Annotated in this window: 16 protein-coding genes; 11 read left to right on the top strand and 5 right to left on the bottom strand. The window is 40.0% G+C overall.

The window, feature by feature from the left end; genetic code table 11:
* Positions 1-60 precede the first annotated feature (60 nt).
* Positions 61-2190: an HRDC domain-containing protein gene (locus tag QZR76_RS05540; protein WP_294141151.1), complete on the top strand. Its 2130-nt coding sequence runs from the start codon at positions 61-63 to the stop codon at positions 2188-2190.
* Positions 2191-2235: 45 nt separating this feature from the next.
* On the opposite strand, the gene QZR76_RS05535 is transcribed toward QZR76_RS05540, so the two are convergent.
* Positions 2236-5052, bottom strand: a complete 2817-nt coding sequence (locus QZR76_RS05535; protein ID WP_294141149.1) for a M16 family metallopeptidase — start codon at positions 5050-5052, stop codon at positions 2236-2238.
* A 259-nt stretch (positions 5053-5311) separates the two neighbouring features.
* Between QZR76_RS05535 and QZR76_RS05530 the strand changes: the two genes are divergently transcribed.
* From QZR76_RS05530 to QZR76_RS05485, 10 genes are all read left to right on the top strand, one after another.
* Positions 5312-6568 carry a mechanosensitive ion channel domain-containing protein gene (locus QZR76_RS05530; protein WP_294141147.1) on the top strand — a complete coding sequence of 419 codons (1257 nt, stop codon included), beginning with the start codon at positions 5312-5314 and terminating at the stop codon, positions 6566-6568.
* A gap of 59 nt (positions 6569-6627) precedes the next feature.
* On the top strand, positions 6628-7488 hold the full coding sequence (locus QZR76_RS05525) for a M23 family metallopeptidase (protein ID WP_294141145.1): 861 nt from the start codon (positions 6628-6630) through the stop codon (positions 7486-7488).
* A gap of 54 nt (positions 7489-7542) precedes the next feature.
* Entirely contained in the window at positions 7543-8694 is a 1152-nt protein-coding gene (locus tag QZR76_RS05520; RefSeq protein ID WP_294141142.1) for a 1-deoxy-D-xylulose-5-phosphate reductoisomerase, read from the top strand.
* 79 nt (positions 8695-8773) lie between these two features.
* Positions 8774-10108 carry an RIP metalloprotease RseP gene (rseP, locus tag QZR76_RS05515; protein WP_294141140.1) on the top strand — a complete coding sequence of 445 codons (1335 nt, stop codon included), beginning with the start codon at positions 8774-8776 and terminating at the stop codon, positions 10106-10108.
* Between the two features lie 10 nt (positions 10109-10118).
* Positions 10119-10487 carry a carboxymuconolactone decarboxylase family protein gene (locus QZR76_RS05510; protein ID WP_294141138.1) on the top strand — a complete coding sequence of 123 codons (369 nt, stop codon included), beginning with the start codon at positions 10119-10121 and terminating at the stop codon, positions 10485-10487.
* 41 nt (positions 10488-10528) lie between these two features.
* Positions 10529-11545 (top strand): endonuclease, encoded by a 1017-nt coding sequence (locus tag QZR76_RS05505; RefSeq protein ID WP_294141136.1) that lies wholly within the window; start codon positions 10529-10531, stop codon positions 11543-11545.
* Between the two features lie 136 nt (positions 11546-11681).
* On the top strand, positions 11682-12605 hold the full coding sequence (locus tag QZR76_RS05500; protein ID WP_294141134.1) for a magnesium transporter CorA family protein: 924 nt from the start codon (positions 11682-11684) through the stop codon (positions 12603-12605).
* A gap of 183 nt (positions 12606-12788) precedes the next feature.
* Entirely contained in the window at positions 12789-13877 is a 1089-nt protein-coding gene (locus tag QZR76_RS05495; protein WP_294141133.1) for an efflux RND transporter periplasmic adaptor subunit, read from the top strand.
* Between the two features lie 74 nt (positions 13878-13951).
* Positions 13952-17002, top strand: coding sequence for an efflux RND transporter permease subunit (locus tag QZR76_RS05490; RefSeq protein ID WP_294141132.1), 3051 nt, complete (start codon positions 13952-13954; stop codon positions 17000-17002).
* Positions 17003-17027: 25 nt separating this feature from the next.
* A complete protein-coding gene (locus QZR76_RS05485) occupies positions 17028-18350 on the top strand; it encodes a TolC family protein (RefSeq protein ID WP_294141130.1) in 1323 nt (440 codons plus the stop codon).
* 93 nt (positions 18351-18443) lie between these two features.
* Here QZR76_RS05485 and QZR76_RS05480 read toward each other — a convergent pair whose 3' ends face one another.
* The 4 genes from QZR76_RS05480 to QZR76_RS05465 all read right to left on the bottom strand — a co-directional run bounded on the left by QZR76_RS05480 (position 18444) and on the right by QZR76_RS05465 (position 24554).
* Positions 18444-19640: an FprA family A-type flavoprotein gene (locus QZR76_RS05480; RefSeq protein WP_294141129.1), complete on the bottom strand. Its 1197-nt coding sequence runs from the start codon at positions 19638-19640 to the stop codon at positions 18444-18446.
* Between the two features lie 121 nt (positions 19641-19761).
* On the bottom strand, positions 19762-20976 hold the full coding sequence (locus tag QZR76_RS05475) for a C1 family peptidase (protein ID WP_294141127.1): 1215 nt from the start codon (positions 20974-20976) through the stop codon (positions 19762-19764).
* Positions 20977-21112: 136 nt separating this feature from the next.
* Complete coding sequence (locus QZR76_RS05470) at positions 21113-22009, bottom strand: CPBP family intramembrane glutamic endopeptidase (protein WP_294141125.1); 897 nt, start codon at positions 22007-22009, stop codon at positions 21113-21115.
* A gap of 22 nt (positions 22010-22031) precedes the next feature.
* Entirely contained in the window at positions 22032-24554 is a 2523-nt protein-coding gene (locus QZR76_RS05465; RefSeq protein WP_294141123.1) for a DNA translocase FtsK, read from the bottom strand.
* Positions 24555-24805 lie beyond the last annotated feature (251 nt).

Here is a 24805-nt window from a genome sequence, read left to right as displayed (position 1 = left end):
AATCTGAGGTTATCGATTATTCTTTATCTTTGCTTAATTTAATATATCACCGTAAGATTAATGGAAACTAATCCTGAACTGGAGCTGGCGTATGACTTTTTGGAATACACGGGCGTGAATGTTTTTCTTACCGGAAAAGCCGGTACGGGAAAGACAACCTTTTTACGTCGATTGAGAGAGCGGACTCCCAAGCGGATGATCGTAGTCGCTCCGACAGGTGTGGCGGCGATTAATGCGGGAGGGGTAACGATTCACTCTTTTTTCCAGTTACCCTTTGGGCCTTATATACCGGGTCTCGAGAGGACAGTAGGTGAAGAAGGTAAAAAATCAATAGTCAATAAATTTAGTCGGGAAAAGATTAATGTTATTAAGAGTATAGATCTGTTGGTGATCGATGAAATCAGTATGGTGAGGGCGGATTTATTGGATGCCGTGGATGATGTGTTACGTCGCTACCGGGATCGGGAACGACCTTTCGGAGGGGTACAACTACTGATGATTGGAGATTTACAACAGTTGGCTCCCGTCGTGAAGGAGGACGAATGGTCTTTGTTGAAGGAGTATTATTCCTCTATATTCTTTTTTTCGAGCAGGGCTTTGGCTGTAACCCGCTTTGTACCTATTGAATTAAAACAGGTATATCGTCAGCAGGAAGCCTCTTTCTTGGAATTACTGAATCAAATTCGGGAAAATAAGATAACAACAGATGTATTGAAAAAATTAAATGAACGTTATATTGCCGGGTTTGATTCGGAAAAGGAGGAGTATATTATTCTGACTACTCATAATTATCAGGCAAAGCAGATTAACGAGGGAAAATTGGATGCATTGGAAACGAAGGCTTATACGTTTAAAGCCGGGATAAAAGGGGAATTTCCGGTTTATGCCTACCCGACGGATGAGAATCTCGTGTTGAAAAAGGGGGCCCAGGTGATGTTTGTAAGAAACGATTCTTCCTCGGAAAAACGTTATTATAACGGAAAGCTTGGGGTTGTAACAGAGATCAATCAGGATGTAATTCGAGTGAGGGGAAAAGAGGACGGGGCATTTATCGACGTGGACAGAGTTGAGTGGAGTAATACGAAATATAGCGTAGATCCTGAAACGAAAGAGATCACGGAAATTATTGAAGGCAGTTTCTCGCAGTTTCCGTTAAAAGCGGCTTGGGCTATTACCATTCATAAAAGTCAGGGACTAACTTTTGACAAAGTGATCATTGATTCCGGTGCGGCTTTTGCACATGGACAGGTTTACGTGGCTTTAAGTCGTTGCAGAACCTTTGAGGGACTGATTTTGAGAACACCGGTAAATGTGCGTTCTTTAGTTAATGACACGACTGTCGATCGCTTTATGACGGAGTTGAAAGAACATCAACCCGGATCACGGTTGTTACGAGAAGCTCGACAGGAGTATTATAAGGAGTTGTTGTTGGAACAATTTGATTACGGAGCTTTACAGCGTCGCTTCCGTTACCTGCTTTTTCTTCTAAACGATAATTTGAGTCGTTTATATCCGGACTTTGTAGCCAAATTCCGGGAAGCCAATGAACGCTTTACGATTGAACTCTACCAGGTGGCCGAGCGTTTTAAAGACCAATTAAAACGATTATTGGAAGAGGAGGCGGAATCGGAGTCTCGTAAAATACTTGTGGAGCGTGTCATAAAAGGGAAAAAATATTTTGAGGAGAGTACGGAGAAAATTTTGGGAGCCTTACTGCTCGTGCCCTTACCGGAGATTGATAATAAAGAGGTACGAAAATCGATAGATAAAGCATTGAAAAATCTACGGGAGGAGCTCAATGTGAAAACGAATACGTTAAGATCTATCTCCGGTGATGGTTTTGATATAAAGTGTTATTTGACGGCCAAGGCCAAGGCTCGGATTGAGGTTCCCCAGCGAAAGCAGAAATCGAAAAAGACAGATGAAAAACAGGAAATCAGTCCGGATATTTTGCATCCGGCATTGTACGCCGAGCTTCGAAATTGGAGAAAACAGGAAGCTGATCGGTTGAAGTTACCGGCTTATACGGTGCTTCACCAAAAGGCATTATTGGGGATCGCCAATGTACTTCCTACCACTTCGAGAGAGCTTTTGTCAATTCCGGGTATAGGAAAAAAGGTCATTGAACGCTATGGGGCGGTATTATTGGACTTAGTCGATCAATATCGTTTTCAGGGAGATAAAAAATAGCGTTAAGTTTTATCTTAACGCTATTTTTTTATCTATAAGAATCTTTTATTCTTGAGCTTTCGGTACAAACATCAGGTCTATCACGTCGGCATCTTTGAATAATTTCTTGGCAAAGTTCTGGATATCTTTCGGTTTTACACTATCGACGATCTTGTCGAAATTCTTCGGGTCGTTGATATCGATACCGGAGATGAAGTAGGTCGTCAGTGCGTTCAACCAATAAGAATTGTGCTCTTTACCTTGCTCGTGGTTTTTCTTCATTGTAGTAACCACTTTATCCAATTCTTCTTTGGTCGGTCCCTCTTTCATTAATCTATCGATTTCCACGTAAAGAAGTGATTTTAAATGTTCTGCTTTATCCGGATCGCAATCGAAGCTCATGGTCATGCTATAGCTTTGATAAGGCTCTCTGGAAGAACCGGCATTCACACCTACACCGTAGGTTCCTCCTTCTTTTTCACGGATATTTTCGGTATAACGAAGATCTAAAATACCTTTCAGAATGTTGTTGTAGATGTTGTTTGCAACACTGTATTTCATCTCTTTGGAGTGGTGAGTAATTACGGTTGTTTTCGGTGTCGTCAGGGCGATTTCGATTACTTTTTCCGTTTTTCCCTTCGGACCTCTTACCTTATTATCTCTCCAAGTCTCTTTTCTGTTGTAAGATTTGATGGAACCGATGTATTTTTCAGCCATCGTTTTTGCGATCTCCGCGTCGATGTTACCCACGATAAAGAAGATAAAATCGCTGGCATCTTTGATACGGTCGCGATAGATCTCTTCGATCTGTTCCAGACTTACTTTATCGAAGAACTCTTTATTGACAAGTAAAGTTCTCGGATTGTAATTGCTCGTGATCAGATTTACCGAATCCTGCATTATTTTTTGCGGGTTCTTTTCCAGATTGGCAATTGCCGCGTATTGTCTTTGCATAAGGGTATTGTGTACCTCTTTGTCGAAACGGGGTTTTTCAAAACGCAGGTAAATCAACTGCATCAATGTTTCGAAATCTTTCGGAATGGAGCTACCGCCGACAGATTCGGAAAGGCCTCCGATGCTTACTTTCGTGCCGGCTTGTTTTCCAGTGAGTAACTTGCCTAAAGTAATATTGTCATAGTCTCCTAATCCATAAGCTGCTACTAAATCCGAGGTTACTTGCGCGGAAGCTAACTTATCCAAATCATACAGAGAGGTTCCTCCCTTACTGTATGAGGTGACAACAACCTGATCTTTTTCATAATCGGCTTTGCGATAGATTACTTTTGCTCCATTGGCTAAGATCCACTCTTCGGCGTCGAATTGCGGAAGTTTCTTAACGGAAACGATTTTGGATCCCGGTAACTCTTCGTTAATTAGAGATGCGTTGGTGGTTTCGTCTTTATACGGTTCGATATCGGATTTATCTACTTTATCCATAACGGCTAAAGCTTCTTCTTTTGTGATATGAGTAGCTCCTTCAGACGGTCCTTGTACTACAATAACCATATTTTGAGGTTTGATGTATTCCTGGGCGAGGGCTGAAATCTCTTCAGCGGTAACAGTAGGAATAATCGTTTTCATGAAGTTGTAATAGTAATCGAAATCTACCATGGGTTCTCCTTCCAAGAAGTTTTGTTTGATTTCGTCTATATAGGACTCAGAAGAAATTTTATCCTTTTGTTTAAGGGCGGATTCTAAGCTTACCAACGTGTTGGTTTTTACTCTCTCCAACTCACCTTCCGTAAAGCCGAATCTTTTTACTCTTTCGTTTTCACGGTAGATGGCTTCCAAAGCCAAGGCTTCCTCATTTGGTTTAGCCGTGGCGGACATGATATAGATACCCGTTCCCCTGACCATTCCGCTAAAACCGCTACTACCGTTAATAAAAGGAGGATTTCCTTTTTGCAGCAATTCACGAATCCGTTGGCCCAACATGGCATTGTAGAAAGATTTCAACAATTCATCTCTCATGTATTGATGATTTTTTTCTTCTTTGGGAGTAGTCGGGAATTTAATGTAAACGGCTATAGAAGATTGAGTAACTTCTTTATCGGTAGCACATACATAACGAATATCCTCGTGTGTGGGTACCGTGTATACTTCTCTGACAGCTGCATTTTTTACCGGCGGAATCTGAGAGAAAAGTTCGATGATTTTTTTCTCCATTTTATCCACGTCAAAATCTCCAACGACAGCTATCGCTTGTAAATCGGGTCTGTACCATTTGTGATAATAATCCCGTAAGGTTTGGTATTTGAAATTTTTGATGATATCCAAATTTCCGATTACGTCTCTTTCCGCATATTTAGAACCTTCCAATAGAACGGGCATAACCTGAGCTCTGATACGGAAACTGGGAGTTCTTCTGGTTCTCCACTCTTCAGTAATCACACCTCTTTCACCGTCGATTTCATCTCCTTCCAAAATAAGGTAGTGAGACCAGTCGTGTAATACCAACAGACAGGTATCCATTAATCCTTCGTTAGTGGTCGGAACATCGCTAATGTTGTAAACCGTTTCATCCTGAGCCGTATAGGCGTTTATATTGCGTCCGAACTCGACACCATGTTTTTCCAACATATTTACAATCCCTTTTCTGCCGGGGAAATGTTTGGTTCCGTTGAATGCCATGTGTTCCAGAAAGTGAGCCAATCCATCCTGATCATCGTTTTCCAAGATCGCCCCCACGTTTTGGATGATATAAAAACTTGCTCTCTCTTTGGGTTCTGCGTTGTGACGCACGTAGTAAGTTAAGCCATTGGCTAATTTCCCTGTCCTGACTTGTGGATCTAAGGGAATCGGTGCATTCATATCATATTGTGCGAATAAGTTTGCACTAATCAGCGATATGATGGCACACACGATTAAAAGTCTTTTTACCATACGAGTTTTTTTAATGTTTTAATGTTTGTGTTTGCAAATATAGTAAACACTTGCTTCAATTGATATGAAAAGTTAACGGTTTAACGTTAATTTAGGGGGTAATTGTAAAAATAGGGAAAAATGAACCTGCTTTTCTTTATATAGTGAGATTCTGTGTTAATTATTTTTAATGATCAATGCTGATTTTACCAAAAGATGAGGAGATTATGTGACATTTTTTTGAAGTTTCCGTATAGAATAAAAAATAGATCGAATAAAAATGATGGAATTAAAAATGGATTGGCATCGTTGGCTTTCTTGGCTCGATTTGGGAATCACGGATCCGGAGACGGCTTCTACGGTTGAAATCATAATACAGTTAATTGTTGTCGTAATTATCGCGTGGCTTTTGACTTTTATAGCCCGGAAATGGCTTATTAAATTGATAGCCAAAATGGTTCGTCGTACGAAAACGAAATGGGATGATATATTATTGCAAGAGCGTTTTTTTGAAAAATTGTTTAACCTGATTCCTCCTATTTTTATCGATTTTGCCATTCGATTTGTTTATGGAGATTGGGAAAAGATTGATACTTTTCATCATTTGATTGTTGTCTGGATATTGATTGTATCGGGATTTATTATGATAGCCGCAATGGATGCGGCCAATAAAATTTATGAATCCTATCCGATAGCCAGAGATCGTCCGATTAAGGTATTTATACAAGTGGCTAAAATCTTTGTTTTCTCTGCTATTTTCATTACCATTATCAGCATTTTTATTGGAGAATCTCCTCGTAACCTCTTGGTCGGATTGGGAGCTTTTGCGGCGGTACTTATGTTAATTTTTAAAGATGCCATTTTGGGGTTTGTAGCCGGAGTTCAGTTATTGGCTAATCAGATGGTAAGGATTGGAGATTGGATCGTGATGCCCAGTAACAATGCTGACGGTACGGTACTGGAAATTAATCTCTATACCGTGAAAGTACAAAACTGGGATATGACGATAACCACGATACCGACGTACCAGATGGTTTCGGCCTCTTTTACCAATTGGAGGGGGATGCAGGAGTCTGACGGTCGGCGGATTATGAGATGGGTTAATATTGATATGCATTCTGTCCATTTTTTATCGGACGAAGAGATTGCTACCTTGAGAAAATCCGAGTTTTTAAAGGGATATATAGAGAGTATTTTGCCTGAAATAGATAAAGCGAATGAGGGAAAAGAGGATATACTCGACGAAAGGCGTTTAACGAATTTAGGTGTGTTTCGACACTATGCCGTATTGCGTTTGAAAGCTAATCCGGATATTAATTTGAATATGACCTATATGGTACGCCAGCTTCAACCGACTCCGACGGGAATACCTTTGGAAATTTATTGTTTTTCTAAAAATCAGGAGTGGGTTACTTACGAGAAGATACAATCCGATATTTTCGACCATTTATTAGCCGTAATTCCCTATTTTAGTTTGCAAGTCTTCCAGTATCCGAATCGAATTTTAGTAAATGAACCGGAAGAAAAGAAAAGTTAGGGTTGACAAGATGGGATAATTAGATTTTTGTACTATTTTTGGAGGCTAAAAATAGTCAAATGAAGCGTAAAAAGAATTTTTGGAGTAAACTAAAAAATAGATACAAGCTTACCATCTTCAACGAATCTACTTACGAAGAGGTGATGCATTTCCGTTTATCTCCGTTGCATGTGTTCATGGCCTTGAGTACGTTAGCAGTAGTTTTAATTACTTTGACGATCATATTGATTGCTTTTACCAATTTGCGGGAATTTATTCCGGGATACCCGGATCGGGCCATGAGGCGTCAGATTACTTTAAATGCTTTGCGAGTTGACTCGTTGATGGTCGAGTTGAATAAAAAAGATCAATTCTTTCAGTCTATCCGTATGGTTATGATGGGAGAGGATGGAGATACTACCGCCAGGGTTACGACACCTATAGAGAAAATCAATCACGATACGATAGTCATGGGTACGACTCCTGAAGAAAATGGTTTTAGAGAGATGATAGAGGAGAAAGAACGTTTTAATCTTTCGTTAGGGCAGGTCTCTTCTTCTCCGGATGATTTTTACCATTTCTTCCCGCCATTACAAGGAATTGTAACCAATCACTTTGATGAAGCGAAGCGTCATTACGGTATCGATTTGGTAACGAAACAAAATACCAATGTATCAAGTGTGTTGGATGGAGTGGTTATTTTTGCTGACTGGACGGTGGAAACGGGGTTTGTTTTGGCTGTTCAGCACGGGAGTAATTTGATCTCCATTTATAAACATAACTCCGTTCTATTGAAAAAACAGGGTGATTTTGTCCGTGCCGGAGAAGTTATTTCGATTGTCGGGAATACGGGAGAGGAGACAACGGGATTGCATTTACATTTGGAGTTGTGGAAGGCGGGAAAGCCGATTAACCCGGAGAATTATATTAAGTTTAAATAATTAAAGAAAGAGAACGTTCGGAATGGAATTTGTTTCCGGCGTATATAGATAGTGATGAAAAATATCGCGATATTAGGTTCGACAGGTTCGATTGGGACTCAAACGTTGCAAGTGATAGAGGCAAATCCTGAACGTTTTCGTGTTGAGGTACTGACAGCCAATAATCAGGTCGAATTGTTAGCTCAACAGGCCATTCGCTTTAAACCGAATATGGTGGTTATTGCTAACGAGGATAAATACGGGCAATTAAGAGGGCTGTTGGAAAATGAAGATATAAAAGTATACGCTGGGAGTGAGGCGATAGCACAAGTGGTGGAGAGTTCTACCATTGATGTCGTTGTGACGGCCATGGTAGGTTATAGTGGTTTGTTACCTACGATCCGGGCAATAAAAGCTGGTAAAACGATAGCATTAGCCAATAAAGAGACATTGGTCGTTGCCGGTGATTTGATTCATGACCTGATAACGGAATATAAGGTAGCCATATTACCCGTAGATTCGGAGCATTCTGCTATATTTCAATGTTTGACGGGTGAAATGAATAATCCCGTTGAGAAGATTTTGTTAACAGCTTCCGGAGGTCCGTTTCGAGGTAAGGATTGTGAATTTTTGAAACGGGTCACTCCGGCCCAAGCTTTAAAGCATCCGAATTGGAAGATGGGAGCTAAAGTAACAATTGATTCCGCTTCCATGATGAATAAGGGATTCGAAGCAATCGAGGCTAAGTGGTTGTTTGGTTTGAAATCGTCTCAAATAGAGGTATTGGTTCATCCGCAATCAATCGTACATTCTATGGTTCAGTTTACGGACGGGTGTATTAAGGCGCAATTGGGAATGCCTGATATGCGTTTACCTATTCAATACGCACTGACCTATCCGGATCGGGTTGTTTCCTCGTTTGAACGTATCGATTTTGGCCGATATTCCAATTTGACGTTCGAGAAACCGGATCCGGTCACCTTTCGTAATTTGGGATTGGCTTTTGAGGCGATGGAAACAGGAGGTAATGTTCCTTGTATATTGAATGCGGCAAATGAGATTGCGGTTGATGCTTTTTTAAAAGAGAAAGTTTCGTTTACTCGTATGTCCGAAATCATAGAAGAGACCGTCTCCAGAGTCTGTTTTATACGGAAACCCGATTTGCAGGATTATATAGAGACGGATAAGGAAGGACGTGAAATAGCTATGGAGATCGTTAATAAATAGATTCGTACAGAGTAATCGTCAGAAAAATGCAGGAAATTAGACAGGTGAAATTATTGAAGCAAAAATTTAAAATTGAGATATGGAAATAGTTGTAAAGGTTGTACAGTTTATATTGAGTCTTTCCATTTTAGTCTTGTTACATGAATTCGGACATTTTATGATGGCAAAGATTTTTAAGACCAGAGTCGAAAAATTTTATATCTTTTTTAATCCGTGGTTTTCACTATTTAAATTTAAGAAGGGAGATACCGAATACGGAATGGGATGGTTGCCTTTGGGCGGATATGTGAAAATTTCCGGAATGATAGATGAATCCATGGATATCGCGCAGATGAAAGAACCTCCTAAACCTTATGAGTTTCGGGCCAAGCCGGCATGGCAACGTTTGTTAATCATGTTAGGAGGAGTTTTGGTTAATTTTATTTTAGCCTTCTTTATCTACATCATGATTTTATTTGCTTGGGGAGAGAAGTATTTACCGGCAGAGAATGTAAAATACGGGGTCGTTTGCGATAGCCTATTTACGGATGTGGGTATGCAAACCGGTGATATTGTCCTCTCTTTGGATAATCAGAAATTAGAACGCTTCTCCGATATTATTCCGACTATTTTATTGGAGAGTCCTAAAACGATGCAAGTGCTTCGGGACGGACAATTGGTGAATATCGATTTGCCTTCATCGTTGGTGAAAAATTTACTGACATACTCTTCCAAGGGATTTGCACATAAAATGTTAATAGAACCCCGTTATCCTTATTCGGGAGAGATTGTTGGTTTTGCTGAGGAATCTCCGGCAAAAAATGCGGGTATTGTAGTGAGTGACCGTTTTTTGAGATTAAATGGAGAGACGTTTACCTATTATGACGAATATACGAAAATCATACGTTCACATAAAAATGATACCTTACAGGCAGAAATCTTGAGGGGTACGGATACATTGACCGTGGCTATTCCGGTGGGAGCTGACGGGATAATAGGAGTCGGAGTTAAAATAGACCCGGCTTTTGATTATGCCGTGAAATATTACTCTTTCTTTGAAGCCATTCCAGCCGGTATCCGTATGGGGATTGATCAGATCAGTTCCTATCTGAAACAGTTTAAATTGTTTAAGAATCCGGAGGCATTGAAATCGGTAGGAGGTTTCTTGTCTATCGGTAATATATTTCCGGGATATTGGGATTGGCAAGCTTTCTGGAGTTTAACGGCTCTATTATCTATTATTTTAGGGGTGATGAACTTATTGCCGATTCCGGCGTTGGATGGGGGACACGTGGTGTTCTTGTTATATGAGGTTATTACCCGGAGAAAACCGAACGAGAAATTTTTAGAGAACGCACAAATAGCGGGAATGATATTTTTATTGCTGCTGCTTGTGTTAGCCAATACAAATGATATACTTAAGTTATTTCATTAAGACATGTTTTATGGGTAGAACGGTTGAGCAATTCAGAGAGTACAGGGCTAAAATGAATGAAAAAATTTTAGCTGCTGATAATAAGGTGATTAAACGAATTTATAATCTGGATACGAATACTTATATGGATGGGGCTCTTTCTGCCAAGGTGAAAGAGATGTTGGGACTGGCTACTTCCATGGTATTGCGTTGTGATGATTGTATCAAATATCACCTGGAGCGTTGTCATGAATTGGAAGTAACGACGGAACAATTGTTCGAGGTTTTTGCCGTGGCGGATCTTGTGGGAGGTACGATTGTTATTCCTCATATGAGGCGTGCGCTCGAATATTGGGAAGAATTGGAAGCAGATCGTTCTGGGGCAGATAAGGAAAAGTAAACGTTCGGATCGGATGAATATTCCGGTTAAAAAGATAAAAGATGTGTAAAATAGTTGTAGGAATATTGGTGTTACTGTCCGCTCTTAAAATGAGTTATGGACAGGCAAAAGAGGAACGTTATCGGATTGTATTTTATAATGTTGAAAATTTGTTTGACATTAAGGATGATCCTAAAACATCAGATGATGATTTTACTCCCCAGGGAAAACAACATTGGGGGAAAGAGCGTTACAGCTCAAAAATATTGCATATATCGGAGGCTTTGGTTGCGACCGGAGAAGGGGAACTACCTGTTTTTATCGGATTAGCAGAGGTGGAAAATCGGGAGGTTTTGGAAGATTTGATTGGTAAAACGGCTCTGGCTGATGGAGAGTATGGTATTGTGCATGCGGATTCTCCTGATCCGAGGGGTATAGACGTGGCCTTTTTGTATCGTAAGCCATATTGTCGATTATTGAAGGCCTGTTTTTTTCCGGTATCTTTGGAGGGAGAAGGTCATACGAGAGATATTTTGTATTGTAAAGGGGTTGTTGACCAAAGAGATACGCTTCATTTTTTTGTGGCTCATTTCCCTTCGATGAGAGGAGGCGAGAGTCAGAGTGAATGGAAGCGTGTTCGTGCGGCTAAGGTTATTCGTCAACGAGTAGATTCCATTCAGCGTGGAAACCCGGGAGCTGCGATCATTATAATGGGAGATCTTAACGGTAAAGCCAATACTTTTGCCCAGAAAGCGATGAAAACGAAAGATTCCGATAGCCGTAGAATAAAGGATAAGGGGCTGTATAATACAGGATATTATTTGTTAAAGGAGAATTACGGGAGCTACAGGTATAAGGGGATGTGGCAAACCATCGATCACTTGATTCTGTCCGGAGTTTTACTTAATGGCAGGTTTCCTCTGCAATCTCCTCGTCATTTGACTGTTGGGACATTCCGTTTTTTGCTTGAAGAAGATAAAAAATATTACGGGGTAAAACCGAAACCGACCTATCGTGGGCCGTATTACGTGGGAGGATATAGTGATCACTTGCCGATTTTTATCGATTTGAAAAAATAAATTTTTATATTCAATTCTTTCGTTTATTTTTGCAGCGTAAAAATTCATAAACAAGATATGGACGATTATCATCAACGGTATTAATCAGAACGGGGGTTCCGTTAACCTCTGTTCATAAATTGAAGGAGGATTAGCTATGAGAACATTCCTGATGGGTAATGTTGGGTTCAAAGAAAAGAAGGAGTGGGAACCTAATTGTTGGATTAATGTTGTTTCACCGACGGAAGAAGATATTCGTTTTCTCACGGAAAAAATAGGGGTTCCCCAATCGTTTTTCGGCGACATCGAAGATATCGATGAGCGTTCTCGTCTGGAGATTGAAGATGATTGGATACTTATGATTCTACGTATTCCTTATAAAGTCGATGAAAGTATTCCTTTTATTACGGTGCCATTGGGTTTTATTATAAAGGATGATACGATCATTACGGTATGTCATTATAAGACGGAGATGATTCCCGATTTTATTCATTATGCTGATCGTAAGGGAGTTGAGGTAAAACAACCTTGGGATTTGGTATTTCGTTTGTTTTTATCTTCTTCTGTTTGGTACCTGAAGTACCTGAAGCAAATAAATAACCAAATGCATGCGGCTGAAATAGAGTTGGAAAAATCAATTCGTAATGAGGAGTTACAACGATTGTTAAAAATTGAAAAATCATTAGTCTTTTTTATAACCTCTTTAAGAGGAAACGATAATTTGTTGATTAAAGTGAAAAATTTAAGAAGTCAGCGTAAGTATTTTGATGAAGATTTGGTTGAAGATGTTGAGATCGAACAGCGACAGGCTCAAGATTCTGCCCGTATTTATAGTGATATTCTAAGTGGTACGATGGATGCTTATGCTTCTGTTATCTCCAATAATTTGAACATCGTTATGAAGCGGTTGACTTCTATTTCCATTATTTTAATGCTTCCGACGTTAATAGCCAGTTTATACGGTATGAATGTGCCTAATTCTTTAGAGAATACTCCGTACGGGTTTCTGATTGTGCTTGTTGTATCTCTCCTTTTCTCGGTGATCGGATTTGTCGTATTTAAATGGAGGAATTGGTTTTGATACAGGAGAATTAAAATATAAAAGGGTTTTGGTCGGAAAAACCCTTTTATATTTTAACATACTCTTAACGGATTGTAAATAAACTTTTGGCCATTTTTGATGTCCATAAAGTAAATCATGGGATAGTATGGGATGGGGGGAAGGAGAGAAACTATGTGCATGCAGACATAATGGAAAACTAATATGAATAAAAGGGTAAAAAGAGTTTTACAGATAGGCATACCAATTGTAATTGTAGTCCTTATTTTAGTTCCTCGTTTAAATGATCTTTCCAGTAAGCAGCAGAAGAATGGACAGGGCCGAAGGGGGGTATCCCAGGGAGTTTTGCCCGTGAGCGGATGTATTGCCAAATTATCTATGTCTAATAATGGAATTATTGCTAACGGGACTTTATTACCTAATGAGGAGGTCGAATTGGTTTCTGAGACGGCCGGAAAAGTAGACAAAATTTATTTTAATGACGGAGATCATGTAAGGAAGGGAACACTTCTTTTAAAAGTGGATGATTCGGATTTAAAGGCTCAGTTGGAGCGTGCCGAATTTGAAAAGAAGTTGTTGGAAGATAAACTGGAACGTCAACGGATATTGCTGAAGCGGGAATCTGTCAGTTATGAATCGTTTCAGCAAATGGAAACCGAATACAATATGCTTTTAGCCGATATCGAGTTATTAAAAGTAAGAATTGCCAGAACGGAGATCCGTGCTCCTTTTGACGGAAAGATGGGATTTCGTTACGTGAGTGAGGGAAGTTATGTGCAGCCGAGTACAAAAGTTTCCAGTTTGATAGATAATTCTGTATTGAAAATCGAATTTTCAATTCCTGAAAAATACATAAGTGTTCCTTTGATCGGGAAAAAGATTAAATTCAGGACCGAAGGAGTAGAAGAAGATATTGTAGCGGAAATATATGCTATCGATCCCCAGTCTGACATCCAGACTCATATGATTACCCTGAGAGCTCGCTATCGGAATACGGCGAAGTTGGTTGCCGGGATGTTTGTAAAGGGAGAATTGATGACGGAAAGCAATCGGACATTCATGATGATTCCCAGTGAGGCTGTCGTGCCGGAGATGAATGGGAAAAGTTTGTGGGTAGTAAAGGAGGGAAAAGCCCAGAGTGTACCCGTGGAAACGGAGAGTCGGGATTCCCGTTACGTAGAGGTCGTTTCCGGCATTCAACCCGGGGATACGGTACTTACAGGCGGATTAATGCAATTGCAGAACGGCATGCGGGTAAATGTTTCTCTTGTAAAAGAGACGGGCGGTGAATAAGGTGGGCTTGTCATTTATATCCCGTGATGGAATTGTAATATTATTAGGGTTAAAAATCTAAAAATTAAAATGGAATGAGTCTTTCTTCAACCTGTATAAAGCGTCCGGTATTTGCCACGGTGATGAATCTGGTCTTGGTAATCGTGGGTGGAATCGGACTTTCTTATTTGGGTGTACGTGACTATCCCAGTGTCGATCCCCCGGTTATATCGGTATCGACTTCTTTTGTGGGGGCTAATGCCGATGTTATTGAAACACAGATTACGGAGCCTTTGGAGGCGGCTATCAACGGTATTCAGGGGATTCGTTCGCTAAGTAGTACGAGCCGTGACGGTCAAAGCCGTATTACGATAGAGTTTGAGTTGGAGGTAGATTTGGAAACAGCTGCTAATGATGTACGGGATAAGGTATCAGGAACCTTAAGGCGTTTGCCGCAAGATATAGATCCCCCGACAGTTTATAAAGCAGATGCCGACGCACAACCTATTTTCGGAGTTTCTTTACGGAGCGATAAGCGTTCTTTGATTGATTTGAGCGGATATGCAGAGCGTTATTATAAGGAGCGTTTGCAAACTATTCCAGGGGTAAGTAGTGTGGAAATATGGGGAGAGAAACGTTATTCGGTTCGTTTGAGAATGAACCCTTCTTTATTGGCAGCTCGTAAGCTGACCCCGATGGATGTGAAAGCAGCTATTGAAAACGAGAATATTGAGTTGCCTTCCGGTCGGGTCGAAGGCGATAACACGGAATTAACCATCCGGACGTTAGGACGGTTGATGTCTATTGAGGATTTTAACAATTTGGTGATTTCCAGGGAAGGGGATAAATTGGTCCGTTTCCGGGATATCGGTGTGGCTGAAGTAGATGCCGAGAATGTACGTAGTATATTGAAGAGAAACAGGGTTCCGATGGTTATTTGTGCGTTAATTCCTCAACCGGGAGCAAATTATATTGATATTGCAGATAGGGCATACCAAGTTATGGCTGATTTGCAAAAAGATTTACCTGAGGATATTGAAGCCGGTATCGCCTATGATAATACTGTTTTTATTCGTGATTCCATTAATGAGGTAGAGGATACGATTCTTGAAGCTTTTGTTTTGGTCGTATTGATAATTTTTCTGTTTTTACGTAACTGGAGAACGACATTGATCCCGGTATTGGCTATTCCCGTGTCGCTGATTGCGGCTTTCTTCGTCATGTATATGGCCGGTTTTTCCATCAATATATTGACATTATTAGCTGTGGTTTTGGCTATTGGGTTGGTCGTGGATGATGCCATTGTCGTAATGGAGAATATCTTTACGAAAATAGAGCAGGGGATGACCCCTTTAGAAGCCGGTTTTAAAGGATCCAATGAGATTTTCTTTGCTGTTATAGCGACAACGGTCGTATTGGTAGCTGTATTTTTTCCTATTGTTTTTTTGGAGGGAACGACCGGAAGATTATTCCGGGAATTTAGCGTGGTTATCGCAGGTGCTGTAATCGTCTCTTCTTTCGTCGCCTTGACTTTTACTCCAATGATTTCAACCAAACTGTTGACGAAGGATGCTACTAAAAATTGGTTTTACCGGAAAACGGAGCCCTTCTTTGAAGGGATGAATCGTATATATCGTCGTTGGTTGGAGCGTTTCCTGCAGGTACGTTATTGGGCATTAATTATTATAGGTATTTCCGGTATCGCTATTTATTTGTTATGGTTGGCCATTCCCTCGGAGATGGCTCCTTTAGAAGATCGTTCTAATATTCGTATCTCATCGACGGCACCGGAAGGGGCTACTTTTGAGTATATAAATCGTTATTCACAAGAACTTTCGGCTTTTATCGAGGAGACGGTACCCGAACAAGATAAGTTGATAGAATTTGTAGGAGGAGGACAGACCAATCGTTCCAGTTTGAATTTGTGGTTAGTGAATCCGGATGATAGAGAACGGACACAACAGGAAATTGCTGATGAATTGGCTGTAAGCGTGCGTCAATTTACGGGAGCCCGTACCTTAGTTTCTCAACAGCAGACTTTTGGAGGACGCCGGGGAGGACTTCCGATAGAATATGTCATTCAGGCTAAGAATCTGGATGATCTGAAATCGATCTTACCGAAGTTCATGGAGGAGGTAAATAAAAGCCCTTTGTTTTCCGCTTCTGATTTGAATTTGAAGTTCACGAAGCCGGAATTGACTATTAACATTGATAGGGATAAGGCTGCGGCTATGGGTGTGACCGTGCAAAATATAGCCCAAACATTGCAGTTGACTATGAGTGAACAGCGTGTAGGGTATTATATTATGAACGGAAAGCAATACCAGATATTAAGTCAGTTGGAGCGGGAAGATAGGAATAAACCTTCTGATCTGAAAGGAATTTATGTCCGGAATCAGGAGGGTAATTTGATCTCTATGGATAACTTGGTCTCTATGCGAGAAAGTTCTATGCCTCCTCAGCTATATCGTTACGATCGTTTCGTTTCCGCAACGGTGTCCGCGGGATTGTCCAAAGGCGTAACTATTTCACAAGGATTAAAGGAGATGGATCGGATTGCTGATGAGGTGTTGAATGATGATTTTAAAACGACTCTTTCCGGTAATTCGAAAGATTTTGTGGAAAGTTCTTCCAGTTTGATGTTCGCATTTTTATTGGCATTGCTGTTTATATATTTGGTTTTATCCGCTCAATTTGAAAGTTTCCGGGATCCTTTGATAATCATGTTGACTGTTCCTTTGGCATTGATTGGGGCTATGGTTTCCTTGTGGTATTTTGGTCAAACCATGAATATTTTTAGTCAGATCGGAATTATTATGTTAGTCGGTCTGGTTTCAAAAAACGGTATTCTAATCGTGGAGTTTGCCAATCAGCGGAAAGCTGCCGGATTACCTATGGCAGAGGCTATTCGAGAGGCATCGGTTTCCCGGTTACGTCCGATTCTGATGACGAGTTTGTCTACGGTATTGGGTATCTTGCCTATGGCTATTGCAACGGGAGCCGGATCTGAGAGTCGTGTTGCTATGGGAATCGCCGTAGTTGGCGGGATGGTTTGTTCTACATTATTGACTTTGTTTGTTATTCCGGCTATCTATACTTATTTTTCTTCTCAGAAAATAAGGATTATAGAGGAGATAAAGGAATAATAAGGACTTAAAAAGAAAAAAAATTATGAGAAGAGAGGTGTTATATCAATCCACGTTATGGAAAGCAATCGGTATGCTTGTTTTTTTTCTGAGTTTTGAATTTGATGGATTTGCTCAGCAGAAAATAACTCTCCCGGAATGTATCAATCAAGCATTAGAATCAAATTATGCTATAAAAATAATTCGCAATGAGGCTTCTATGGCCAAGAATAGTGTAGATTATTCATATTTTTTGCCCAGTCTGGCTATTGATGCGAGGCAGAATCAGACGCGTAATGATGTGAAGACGGAGAATAATGTAGGGGAAATCAATAAATTGTCTGATGTGAAAACCGATAATTATTCGGCCGGAGTGGCTTTAAACTGGCGTTTATTTGATGGTTTGGAAATGTTTACCACTCATGAACGTTATAAGGAATTAGAGTCCAGGGGAGAATTATCCGTAAAAATGGCAGTAGAGAATTTGATCGTGGAAGTAAGTGCTGCTTATTACAATGTATTGGTACAACAACATCGATTAAAGGCGGCCAGTCATTCGTTGAGTTTGTCAAAAGAACGTTATGATGAAGCACGCATTCGTCATCAGATAGGTAATATGGCTGGTTTGGAATCCCAACAGGCAAAAATTGATTTGAATTCGGATAGTTCTGCTTTCGTACAACAGAAAGAGATGGTGAAAAGTGCTTATATCAATTTGAATAAATTGATGAATATCAATTTGCAGGAAGTGGCATATGTGCAGGATACGATATTGTTGAACGTGCCATTAGAAATGGCAACATTGGAGAAAAATACATTGGTGCGTAATACGGCTTTGTTAATAGCTAAAAAAGAACAGAAAATATCGGCATTGGATTTGAAAAATGCAAGAGCTGTTTTTTTCCCGACATTGGATTTTAGTTCCGGATATAATTATAACAAGACAGATGCCCCGGCCTCCAATACGAAACTGAACCGGACAAATGGATTTTATTGGGGATTTTCCGTAAATATTCCGATCTTCAGTCGTATGCAGAATCGGACAAAAATCAGGAATGCCCGTTTGGAACAAGAAAATAGCGAACTATCCTATAAAGAGGTCGAAAAGGAAACATTAGGTGATTTGGCGTTATTATACAATACTTATGAAAATAATTTGTTGATGGTCGGTTTTGAACGGGAGAGTGCGGACGTTGCTGAAAAAAATTTGGATGCCGCACTGGAAAAGTATAAATTAGGATCCCTTTCCGGTATCGAATTTCGTGAATTTCAGCGAAGTTATTTGGACGCTGTCGATAGAATGCTGTTGGCTCTTTATCAGGCTAAAGTTTCAGAATTATCTTTATTATTGATTAGTGGAGATATATGATATAATTGTGGATTGTAAATTGACGATTCTTTTAAAGAAAATCAGAAGGAATAAAAAGACGGTTTCGAAGCTTACCCGAAACCGTCTTTTTATTTAGCAGATTTCATTCAATTTATCCGCCATCGCGTAAGCGATTTGACGACATAGCTCGAAATCCTCTTCTTTGGGTGCACCCCAAGCTTCAACGGAAGGAGCGACCACTTCCCATTTGATTTTTTCAGCAAATTGATTGAAACGGGGCATGGCTCCTCCGGCCCAGGCTTTACCTCCGAAAAAGGCTACAACGTGATTTTTTACTCCCATATGCTCCAATTCGTTTAGAAAGGTTTCCATGGTAGGGAATATTCCTCCGTTATAGGCACAACTACCCAAGATCACACCTTTGTAACGGAAAATATCGTTAATCATATAAGAGGGGTGAGTTTTAGACGTATCGTGAATTCGTATTTTTTTGATACCTTTTTCAGCCAAAAAGCGAGCAATCATATCGGCCATCTTTTCGGTGTTTCCATACATAGAGCTAAAAGCGATAACCACTCCTTTGTCTGTTTCGTATTTGCTCCATTTATCATATTTTGCGACAATGTCGGCGATATGGGAACGTCGAACAGGACCATGTGTGGCACAAATCATCTGTATGGGAAGTCCTCCTAATTTCTTTAATGCCTGTTGTGCCGGTTGCCCGTATTTCCCTACAATATTCGAGTAGTAACGGCTGATCTCTTCTTCCAGGTAATCCAGATCTACTTCATCGTCGAAAATTCCTCCGTCCAATGTCCCGAAAGCACCGAATATATCGCCGCTGAACAGAATACCTTCCGTGGATTCAAAGGTAACCATAGTTTCCGGCCAGTGAAGCATGGGGGCCATATAAAAATTCAGTTTATGTTTTCCCAAGTCCAACGAGTCTCCTTCTTTTACTTCCAATAAGTTATCGTATACACCGTAAAAATTTTTCAACATGGGAAAAGTCTTCGCGTTGCCGATTACTGTTACATCGGGATAATGACATAATAAGGCTTTGATTGCTCCCGTGTGATCAGGCTCCATGTGATTCACTATCAGGTAATCGACTTTACGTCCATTTAATAATTGTTCGATGTTTTCCACGTAGTCCTCCATTTTGCTTCTTTCAATGGTATCGATCAGGGCTACTTTTTCATCGATAATGAGATAAGAGTTATAGGCTACACCTTTGGGAAGAGGCCAATAATTTTCAAATATATGAGTTCTTCTGTCATTAACACCTACCCAATAAATATCCTTTTTTATTTCTACTGCTTGATTCATATCGATTAAGTTTTTTAATTAAACGTTTCAATTCCTCGCGAAATTATAAAAAAAAGGCTGTCTTCTTGGAGGAAGGACAGCCTTTTTTTATTTACTTTCTCTATTATGGAATAGAGAATATTTATTTAAGACCTAATTTCTTTTTGATATCTTTAGGAATGGCATTTTTGTGAATGAGGATATTCATTGTTTTTAGTTGCATAAAAGGATAGGAAACATAGAAATAACCTCCGAATTTATTATATTTATTCCATGAGTTTTTCACGATGAAATAAGGAGTTCCGTTTTGATCTTTTGCTTTTCCGATGATTTGCATACCGTGGTCATCGGTTGTTTGATAGTTATCAAACTCACGTTGTCTCATTTCCTGTGTGATCTGTTTCTCTGGAGCGGGACCATTTTTGAAAGCATCCGGATTTTGTTGTTTTTTAGGCATGGCTTCCCATTTGGCGATTTCAGCTCCGCTCATCTCTTTGGTATCGGTTGTCGGAACTACGGCAACACCCGGATTTACAGTAGCAAATCCCTTTTCGCTGACATCGGCACCCCAGGCAAAGGTATAACCTTTATCGATAGCTTTATCCATTACTTCCATAAACTCATCAAGAGGCAAATTATACGATTCTCCCCATAACCAATTATCCGGAACCTCAATAGCAAATGAGGTATAGAACGGGTGATGCGTGAAAGAAGTTAAACTTACATAGTCGTCCATATTTAAACCGACAACTTCGTCCGCAAATGTTCTGGGGGTGTATTCTTTTCCTTTGTATTGGAATTTTTCAGGTTCTGCTCCTAAATAAGCGTCTAAAATCCCTTCATACCCTTTTTTCCAGGCCGTACTTAGTTTCTTATTTTGGTTTGTGATAACCGCTTCCACGTAAGCTTTCAGTACGGCATCAATTTCGCCGAAAGCATGATTAGATTCACCGTATTCCAATCCCTCGTATACTTCTAAAGGAACAATACCATAATTCTTGATCGTATGTACCACATCTCCGAATGATCCACCCACTCCGAAATTCAAATATCCATGAAGACGTACGTATTTGTCAGCTTTATCGCTATAGGCATGTCTTACCGAATACATAGCAGAAAGATTAACAGAATCTTTGCCCATACGCATCATTTCAGATTCGAAAAATGCGGTTGCAGACCAAGACCAACAGGTTCCTGCACGACTTTGATCTTTTACTGAAAGTGTCGGTAATCTGACAATTTCCGTGAAGATATAACCTTCCGGTTTTTGCTCTTCTTCTTTTTCTTTTACTTGGGCGCTGGTAAATAAGGAGAGCCCGAAGATAAAAATGAACAGTAATGAACTGATTTTCTTCATTTTAATGTAATTTGTGTGAATAATGATATGTTATTAATTTCTATTTCCATACAGACTGCCGCCAAAGATAAAAAATTGCTTGTTTAAAACGGAAGATCAAAATTAAATTCGGCGTTTTTTAAGAAAAAAATAACATTTAAATTTTTTTCCATATATTGATCTTCGGGAAAAAATGATACTTGCTGTTACAGATCCAGATAAAGAGAACGCCGCCTACTAAAATGATGATCGGATCCCAATAAGAGGACGTAGGATTTAAATCTTTAAATAAGGCATGCGTTTGTAGAGCTGCTGAATCGTGTGTCACAAGTATGGATGCGAGAGCGTTGTTTGCAAAATGAAGGCCAAGTGCTAACTCGACGCCATCGTCTTTTACGGCAATATAACCTAAAATAAGTCCCATGAGTATGTATTGTGACATGGCGTTAAAGTATCCGAAGCGTTCGACCTCCGGATTGCTCGAATGCAATAAACCGAAAATGACGCCGGTAATCAGAACTGCAATCCACCTGTACTTGAAAAGTAAGGCAAAGCCTTGCATAAGATATCCTCTGAAAATAAACTCTTCGAAAGCAACCTGAAAAGGAATCAGGGTAATAATAATGACACACATGATGATAAAAGGAAGCGGTTCGAATTGGAAGAGTAGTTCGGACTTATTACTGAGGAAGTATTGCGGAAGCATGGAGAGAAGTGTTATGATACTCCATATTCCGGCCCCAAACAAAAAGCGGGAGGTATCGAAGCGGTTTCGACCCGTGAGTATATCCGTGGGCTTTTTTTGATGAATGAATTTCACACAAACCAATAAGCTAATCACTCCCACGGCAAAAGGAAACAATACCAAGGCTAAACCCGGATTTGTGTTGGGGACAGTTAGGCTATTGCTTTGCAAAATAGAACCCGTATTCATATAAATACTGTAAAGCAATATCGGAACGGAAGCTATTTGTACGGCTATAAACGTAATAGCCAGAGTAAGAACATATCGATACCACTGGTTTTCTCCTTTATTTGCTTTTTCTAAGAACATAACTGATGATTAAGTGTTGTTATTAAAATCGTTCTCCTACTGAACGGAGTAATTGTTCCAGACTATACTCATCAGCGATCAGTACTTGTCTGGCCTTGCTTCCTTCGTACGGTCCAACAATACCTGCCGCTTCCAATTGATCTATAATTCTTCCGGCCCGGTTATAGCCTATTGAAAAACGTCTCTGGATGGAGGATGTCGAACCCTGTTGAGTGTTGACTACCATTCGTGCAGCCTCTTCGAATAGAGGATCTTTAATACCGAGATCGGCCTCTGAACTGAAACCGTTTTCTGTATCCGATTGGTATTCAGGTAACATATAGGCAGAAGGGTAGGCCTGTTGAGCAGCAATGAAATGAGTAACGGCATCGACTTCGGGAGTATCCACGAAAGCACATTGTACGCGAACCATATCTCCGTCTGCAGAGATGAGCATGTCGCCTCTTCCTATCAGTTGATTGGCTCCCGGTGAGTCCAGTATAGTACGGGAATCGATCATAGAGGCTACTTTGAAAGCAATCCGGGCCGGGAAATTGGCTTTAATGACACCGGTGATAATATTTGTGGAGGGCCGTTGAGTGGCGATAATCATATGAATCCCAACGGCACGGGCAAGTTGTGCAATTCTGGCAATAGGTTGTTCAACCTCTTTACCTGCGGTCATGATGAGATCTGCAAATTCATCTACAACCACGACGATATACGGCAAATACCTGTGACCGTTATTCGGGTTTAATTGGCGTTTGATGAATTTTTCGTTGTATTCTTTGATATTTCGTACCTGCGCCAGTTTCAATAAATCATAACGGCTATCCATTTCGATACAGAGAGAATTTAGGGTAGCGACGACCTTACCTGTCTCCGTGATAATTGCGTCTTCTTCTTCCGGTAATTTGGCCAAAAAGTGTTTTTCTATAATGGAATAGATACTTAATTCCACCTTTTTGGGGTCGACCATCACAAATTTCAATTGGGACGGGTGCTTTTTGTATAATAGAGAGGTAATGATTGCGTTTAATCCGACCGATTTTCCTTGTCCTGTCGCCCCGGCTACCAATAGATGAGGCATTTTGGTCAGATCAAAGGTATAAGGTTCATTTGAGATTGTTCTGCCCAATGCAATCGGAAGAGCGTATTTGGACTCTTGGAATGCTTTGGAGGCAATAATTCCTCGCATGGAGACGATTTCCGGATTTTGATTCGGCACTTCAATACCGATTGTACCGGCTCCCGGAATGGGAGCAATGATACGGATTCCCAAGGCTGCCAAGCTTAATGCAATGTCGTCTTCCAGGTTTTTAATCCGGGCGATTTTAACCCCCGGAGCGGGGACTATTTCGTATAAAGTAACAGTCGGACCGATCGTCGCTTTTATTTTGGTAATTTCAATTTTATAATATCGTAATGTTTCGACGATAGTGTTTTTATTCGCTTCTAACTCTTCCGCCGTTACCTTGGGATTCCCTGACGAATGTTCTGCCAATAGTTCTAACGTGGGATAACGATAATTGGAAAGATCCAATGTCGGGTCGTAATCTTCATCAGGTCGCAGGTTTCTGTTTAACTGTTCTTCCAGTTTGTCCGCGATGATCGTGAGTTCAATGTCTTTACCGGAGTCTTCTCCTGCTTCGATTTCCCCGTCGGATTCTATCGTGGTTCTTTTTTCAAAAGGTTCATCTTCTTTTTTTATATTTATTTCAAAATCCGGTTGGGCTATATCCTGTAAAATGGGAGTATCGGGAGTATCGAATTGATGTTCGAATATATTGTTTTCTTCCTCTTCTCGAGTAAATGTTTCCTCTGAAAAAGATTCTTTCTCGCTTTCTTCCTCCTCTGTTTTCATCGCTTCTTTTTCGGCTTCCTCTCGAATTTTTTCTTCTTTTTCAGCTTGCAGGCGTGTGCGTTCTTCTTTGCGTTCTCTTCTTTGAATAAAATAATTTTTTACTATTGCGGCACATTTATTAAAAGCGTTTTCAAATCCGAAAAAGAGAATGACGGAAAAAGAGATTAATAATAAAAATAAAGTTCCTACTTTCCCGACTAACGAATTCAGCCAATTACTGATAAAGTAGCCGTGTGTTCCTCCGGGAAAAACATAACCTGTAGGGATAAAATTAAAAATATATCCGAAGAATAAAGAACACCAAATGATAAGAATAAATCCGATCAATAGTTTTCTTGAGAACCTATAAATAGAGCGTCCCATTACCTGCAAACCTCCGATAAAAAATAGATAACAAAATATAAAAGAGGATATTCCAAACCATTGGTTAATGAAAACATCGGAGAGTATGGCACCTATTTTACCGGCAGGGTTGCCCGCTTCTATTTCAGGATTGGTGATTAACTCCATGGAATTTTTGTCGATTAAACTTTGGTCAATTCCTCCCGTGAAAAAGAACCCGACAAACGAAAGAAGGAGATAGATGGATAATAAGATCAGGATCAGCCCCATGATTACGCGTGTTCTTGGGTCCTGTAATATATGCGGTGTATGCCAACTGCTTGATTTCGTACTCTTTTTCTGGTTGATTCTTGTTATCATGTGCTTGAATTTTATCGCGAGCGAAGTTACAATTTATATGGGAGAGTTGCAAAGCAAGGATAAATTTCCGATAAAATTTTAAATGAAGAAATTTTTTGTAATATACTGACATTACGTCTTGGTATAAGGGGTATTACGCTTGTTTTTGTGAAACTACAAAATCATAGGTTAAGTTATATTAATTAAGAATTTCTTAATAAGCGATTGGCAGGGATATTGTTAATATTGTAGGGTATAAAATGAAAAGTTGA

Source organism: uncultured Sanguibacteroides sp. (assembly GCF_900543425.1).
Classification (GTDB): domain Bacteria; phylum Bacteroidota; class Bacteroidia; order Bacteroidales; family Marinifilaceae; genus Gabonibacter.
The sequence above is the reverse complement of the archived record's forward strand: the minus strand, read 5'-3'. Positions and strand labels throughout refer to the sequence as shown.

Excerpts from the sequence above, each read along its gene's own strand:
- QZR76_RS05540 (WP_294141151.1), top strand. The coding sequence starts at position 61 with ATGGAAACTAATCCTGAACTGGAGCTGGCGTATGACTTTTTGGAATAC.
- QZR76_RS05535 (WP_294141149.1), bottom strand. The coding sequence starts at position 5,052 with ATGGTAAAAAGACTTTTAATCGTGTGTGCCATCATATCGCTGATTAGT.
- QZR76_RS05530 (WP_294141147.1), top strand. The coding sequence starts at position 5,312 with ATGATGGAATTAAAAATGGATTGGCATCGTTGGCTTTCTTGGCTCGAT.
- QZR76_RS05525 (WP_294141145.1), top strand. The coding sequence starts at position 6,628 with ATGAAGCGTAAAAAGAATTTTTGGAGTAAACTAAAAAATAGATACAAG.
- QZR76_RS05520 (WP_294141142.1), top strand. The coding sequence starts at position 7,543 with ATGAAAAATATCGCGATATTAGGTTCGACAGGTTCGATTGGGACTCAA.
- rseP (WP_294141140.1), top strand. The coding sequence starts at position 8,774 with ATGGAAATAGTTGTAAAGGTTGTACAGTTTATATTGAGTCTTTCCATT.
- QZR76_RS05510 (WP_294141138.1), top strand. The coding sequence starts at position 10,119 with ATGGGTAGAACGGTTGAGCAATTCAGAGAGTACAGGGCTAAAATGAAT.
- QZR76_RS05505 (WP_294141136.1), top strand. The coding sequence starts at position 10,529 with ATGTGTAAAATAGTTGTAGGAATATTGGTGTTACTGTCCGCTCTTAAA.
- QZR76_RS05500 (WP_294141134.1), top strand. The coding sequence starts at position 11,682 with ATGAGAACATTCCTGATGGGTAATGTTGGGTTCAAAGAAAAGAAGGAG.
- QZR76_RS05495 (WP_294141133.1), top strand. The coding sequence starts at position 12,789 with ATGAATAAAAGGGTAAAAAGAGTTTTACAGATAGGCATACCAATTGTA.
- QZR76_RS05490 (WP_294141132.1), top strand. The coding sequence starts at position 13,952 with ATGAGTCTTTCTTCAACCTGTATAAAGCGTCCGGTATTTGCCACGGTG.
- QZR76_RS05485 (WP_294141130.1), top strand. The coding sequence starts at position 17,028 with ATGAGAAGAGAGGTGTTATATCAATCCACGTTATGGAAAGCAATCGGT.
- QZR76_RS05480 (WP_294141129.1), bottom strand. The coding sequence starts at position 19,640 with ATGAATCAAGCAGTAGAAATAAAAAAGGATATTTATTGGGTAGGTGTT.
- QZR76_RS05475 (WP_294141127.1), bottom strand. The coding sequence starts at position 20,976 with ATGAAGAAAATCAGTTCATTACTGTTCATTTTTATCTTCGGGCTCTCC.
- QZR76_RS05470 (WP_294141125.1), bottom strand. The coding sequence starts at position 22,009 with ATGTTCTTAGAAAAAGCAAATAAAGGAGAAAACCAGTGGTATCGATAT.
- QZR76_RS05465 (WP_294141123.1), bottom strand. The coding sequence starts at position 24,554 with ATGATAACAAGAATCAACCAGAAAAAGAGTACGAAATCAAGCAGTTGG.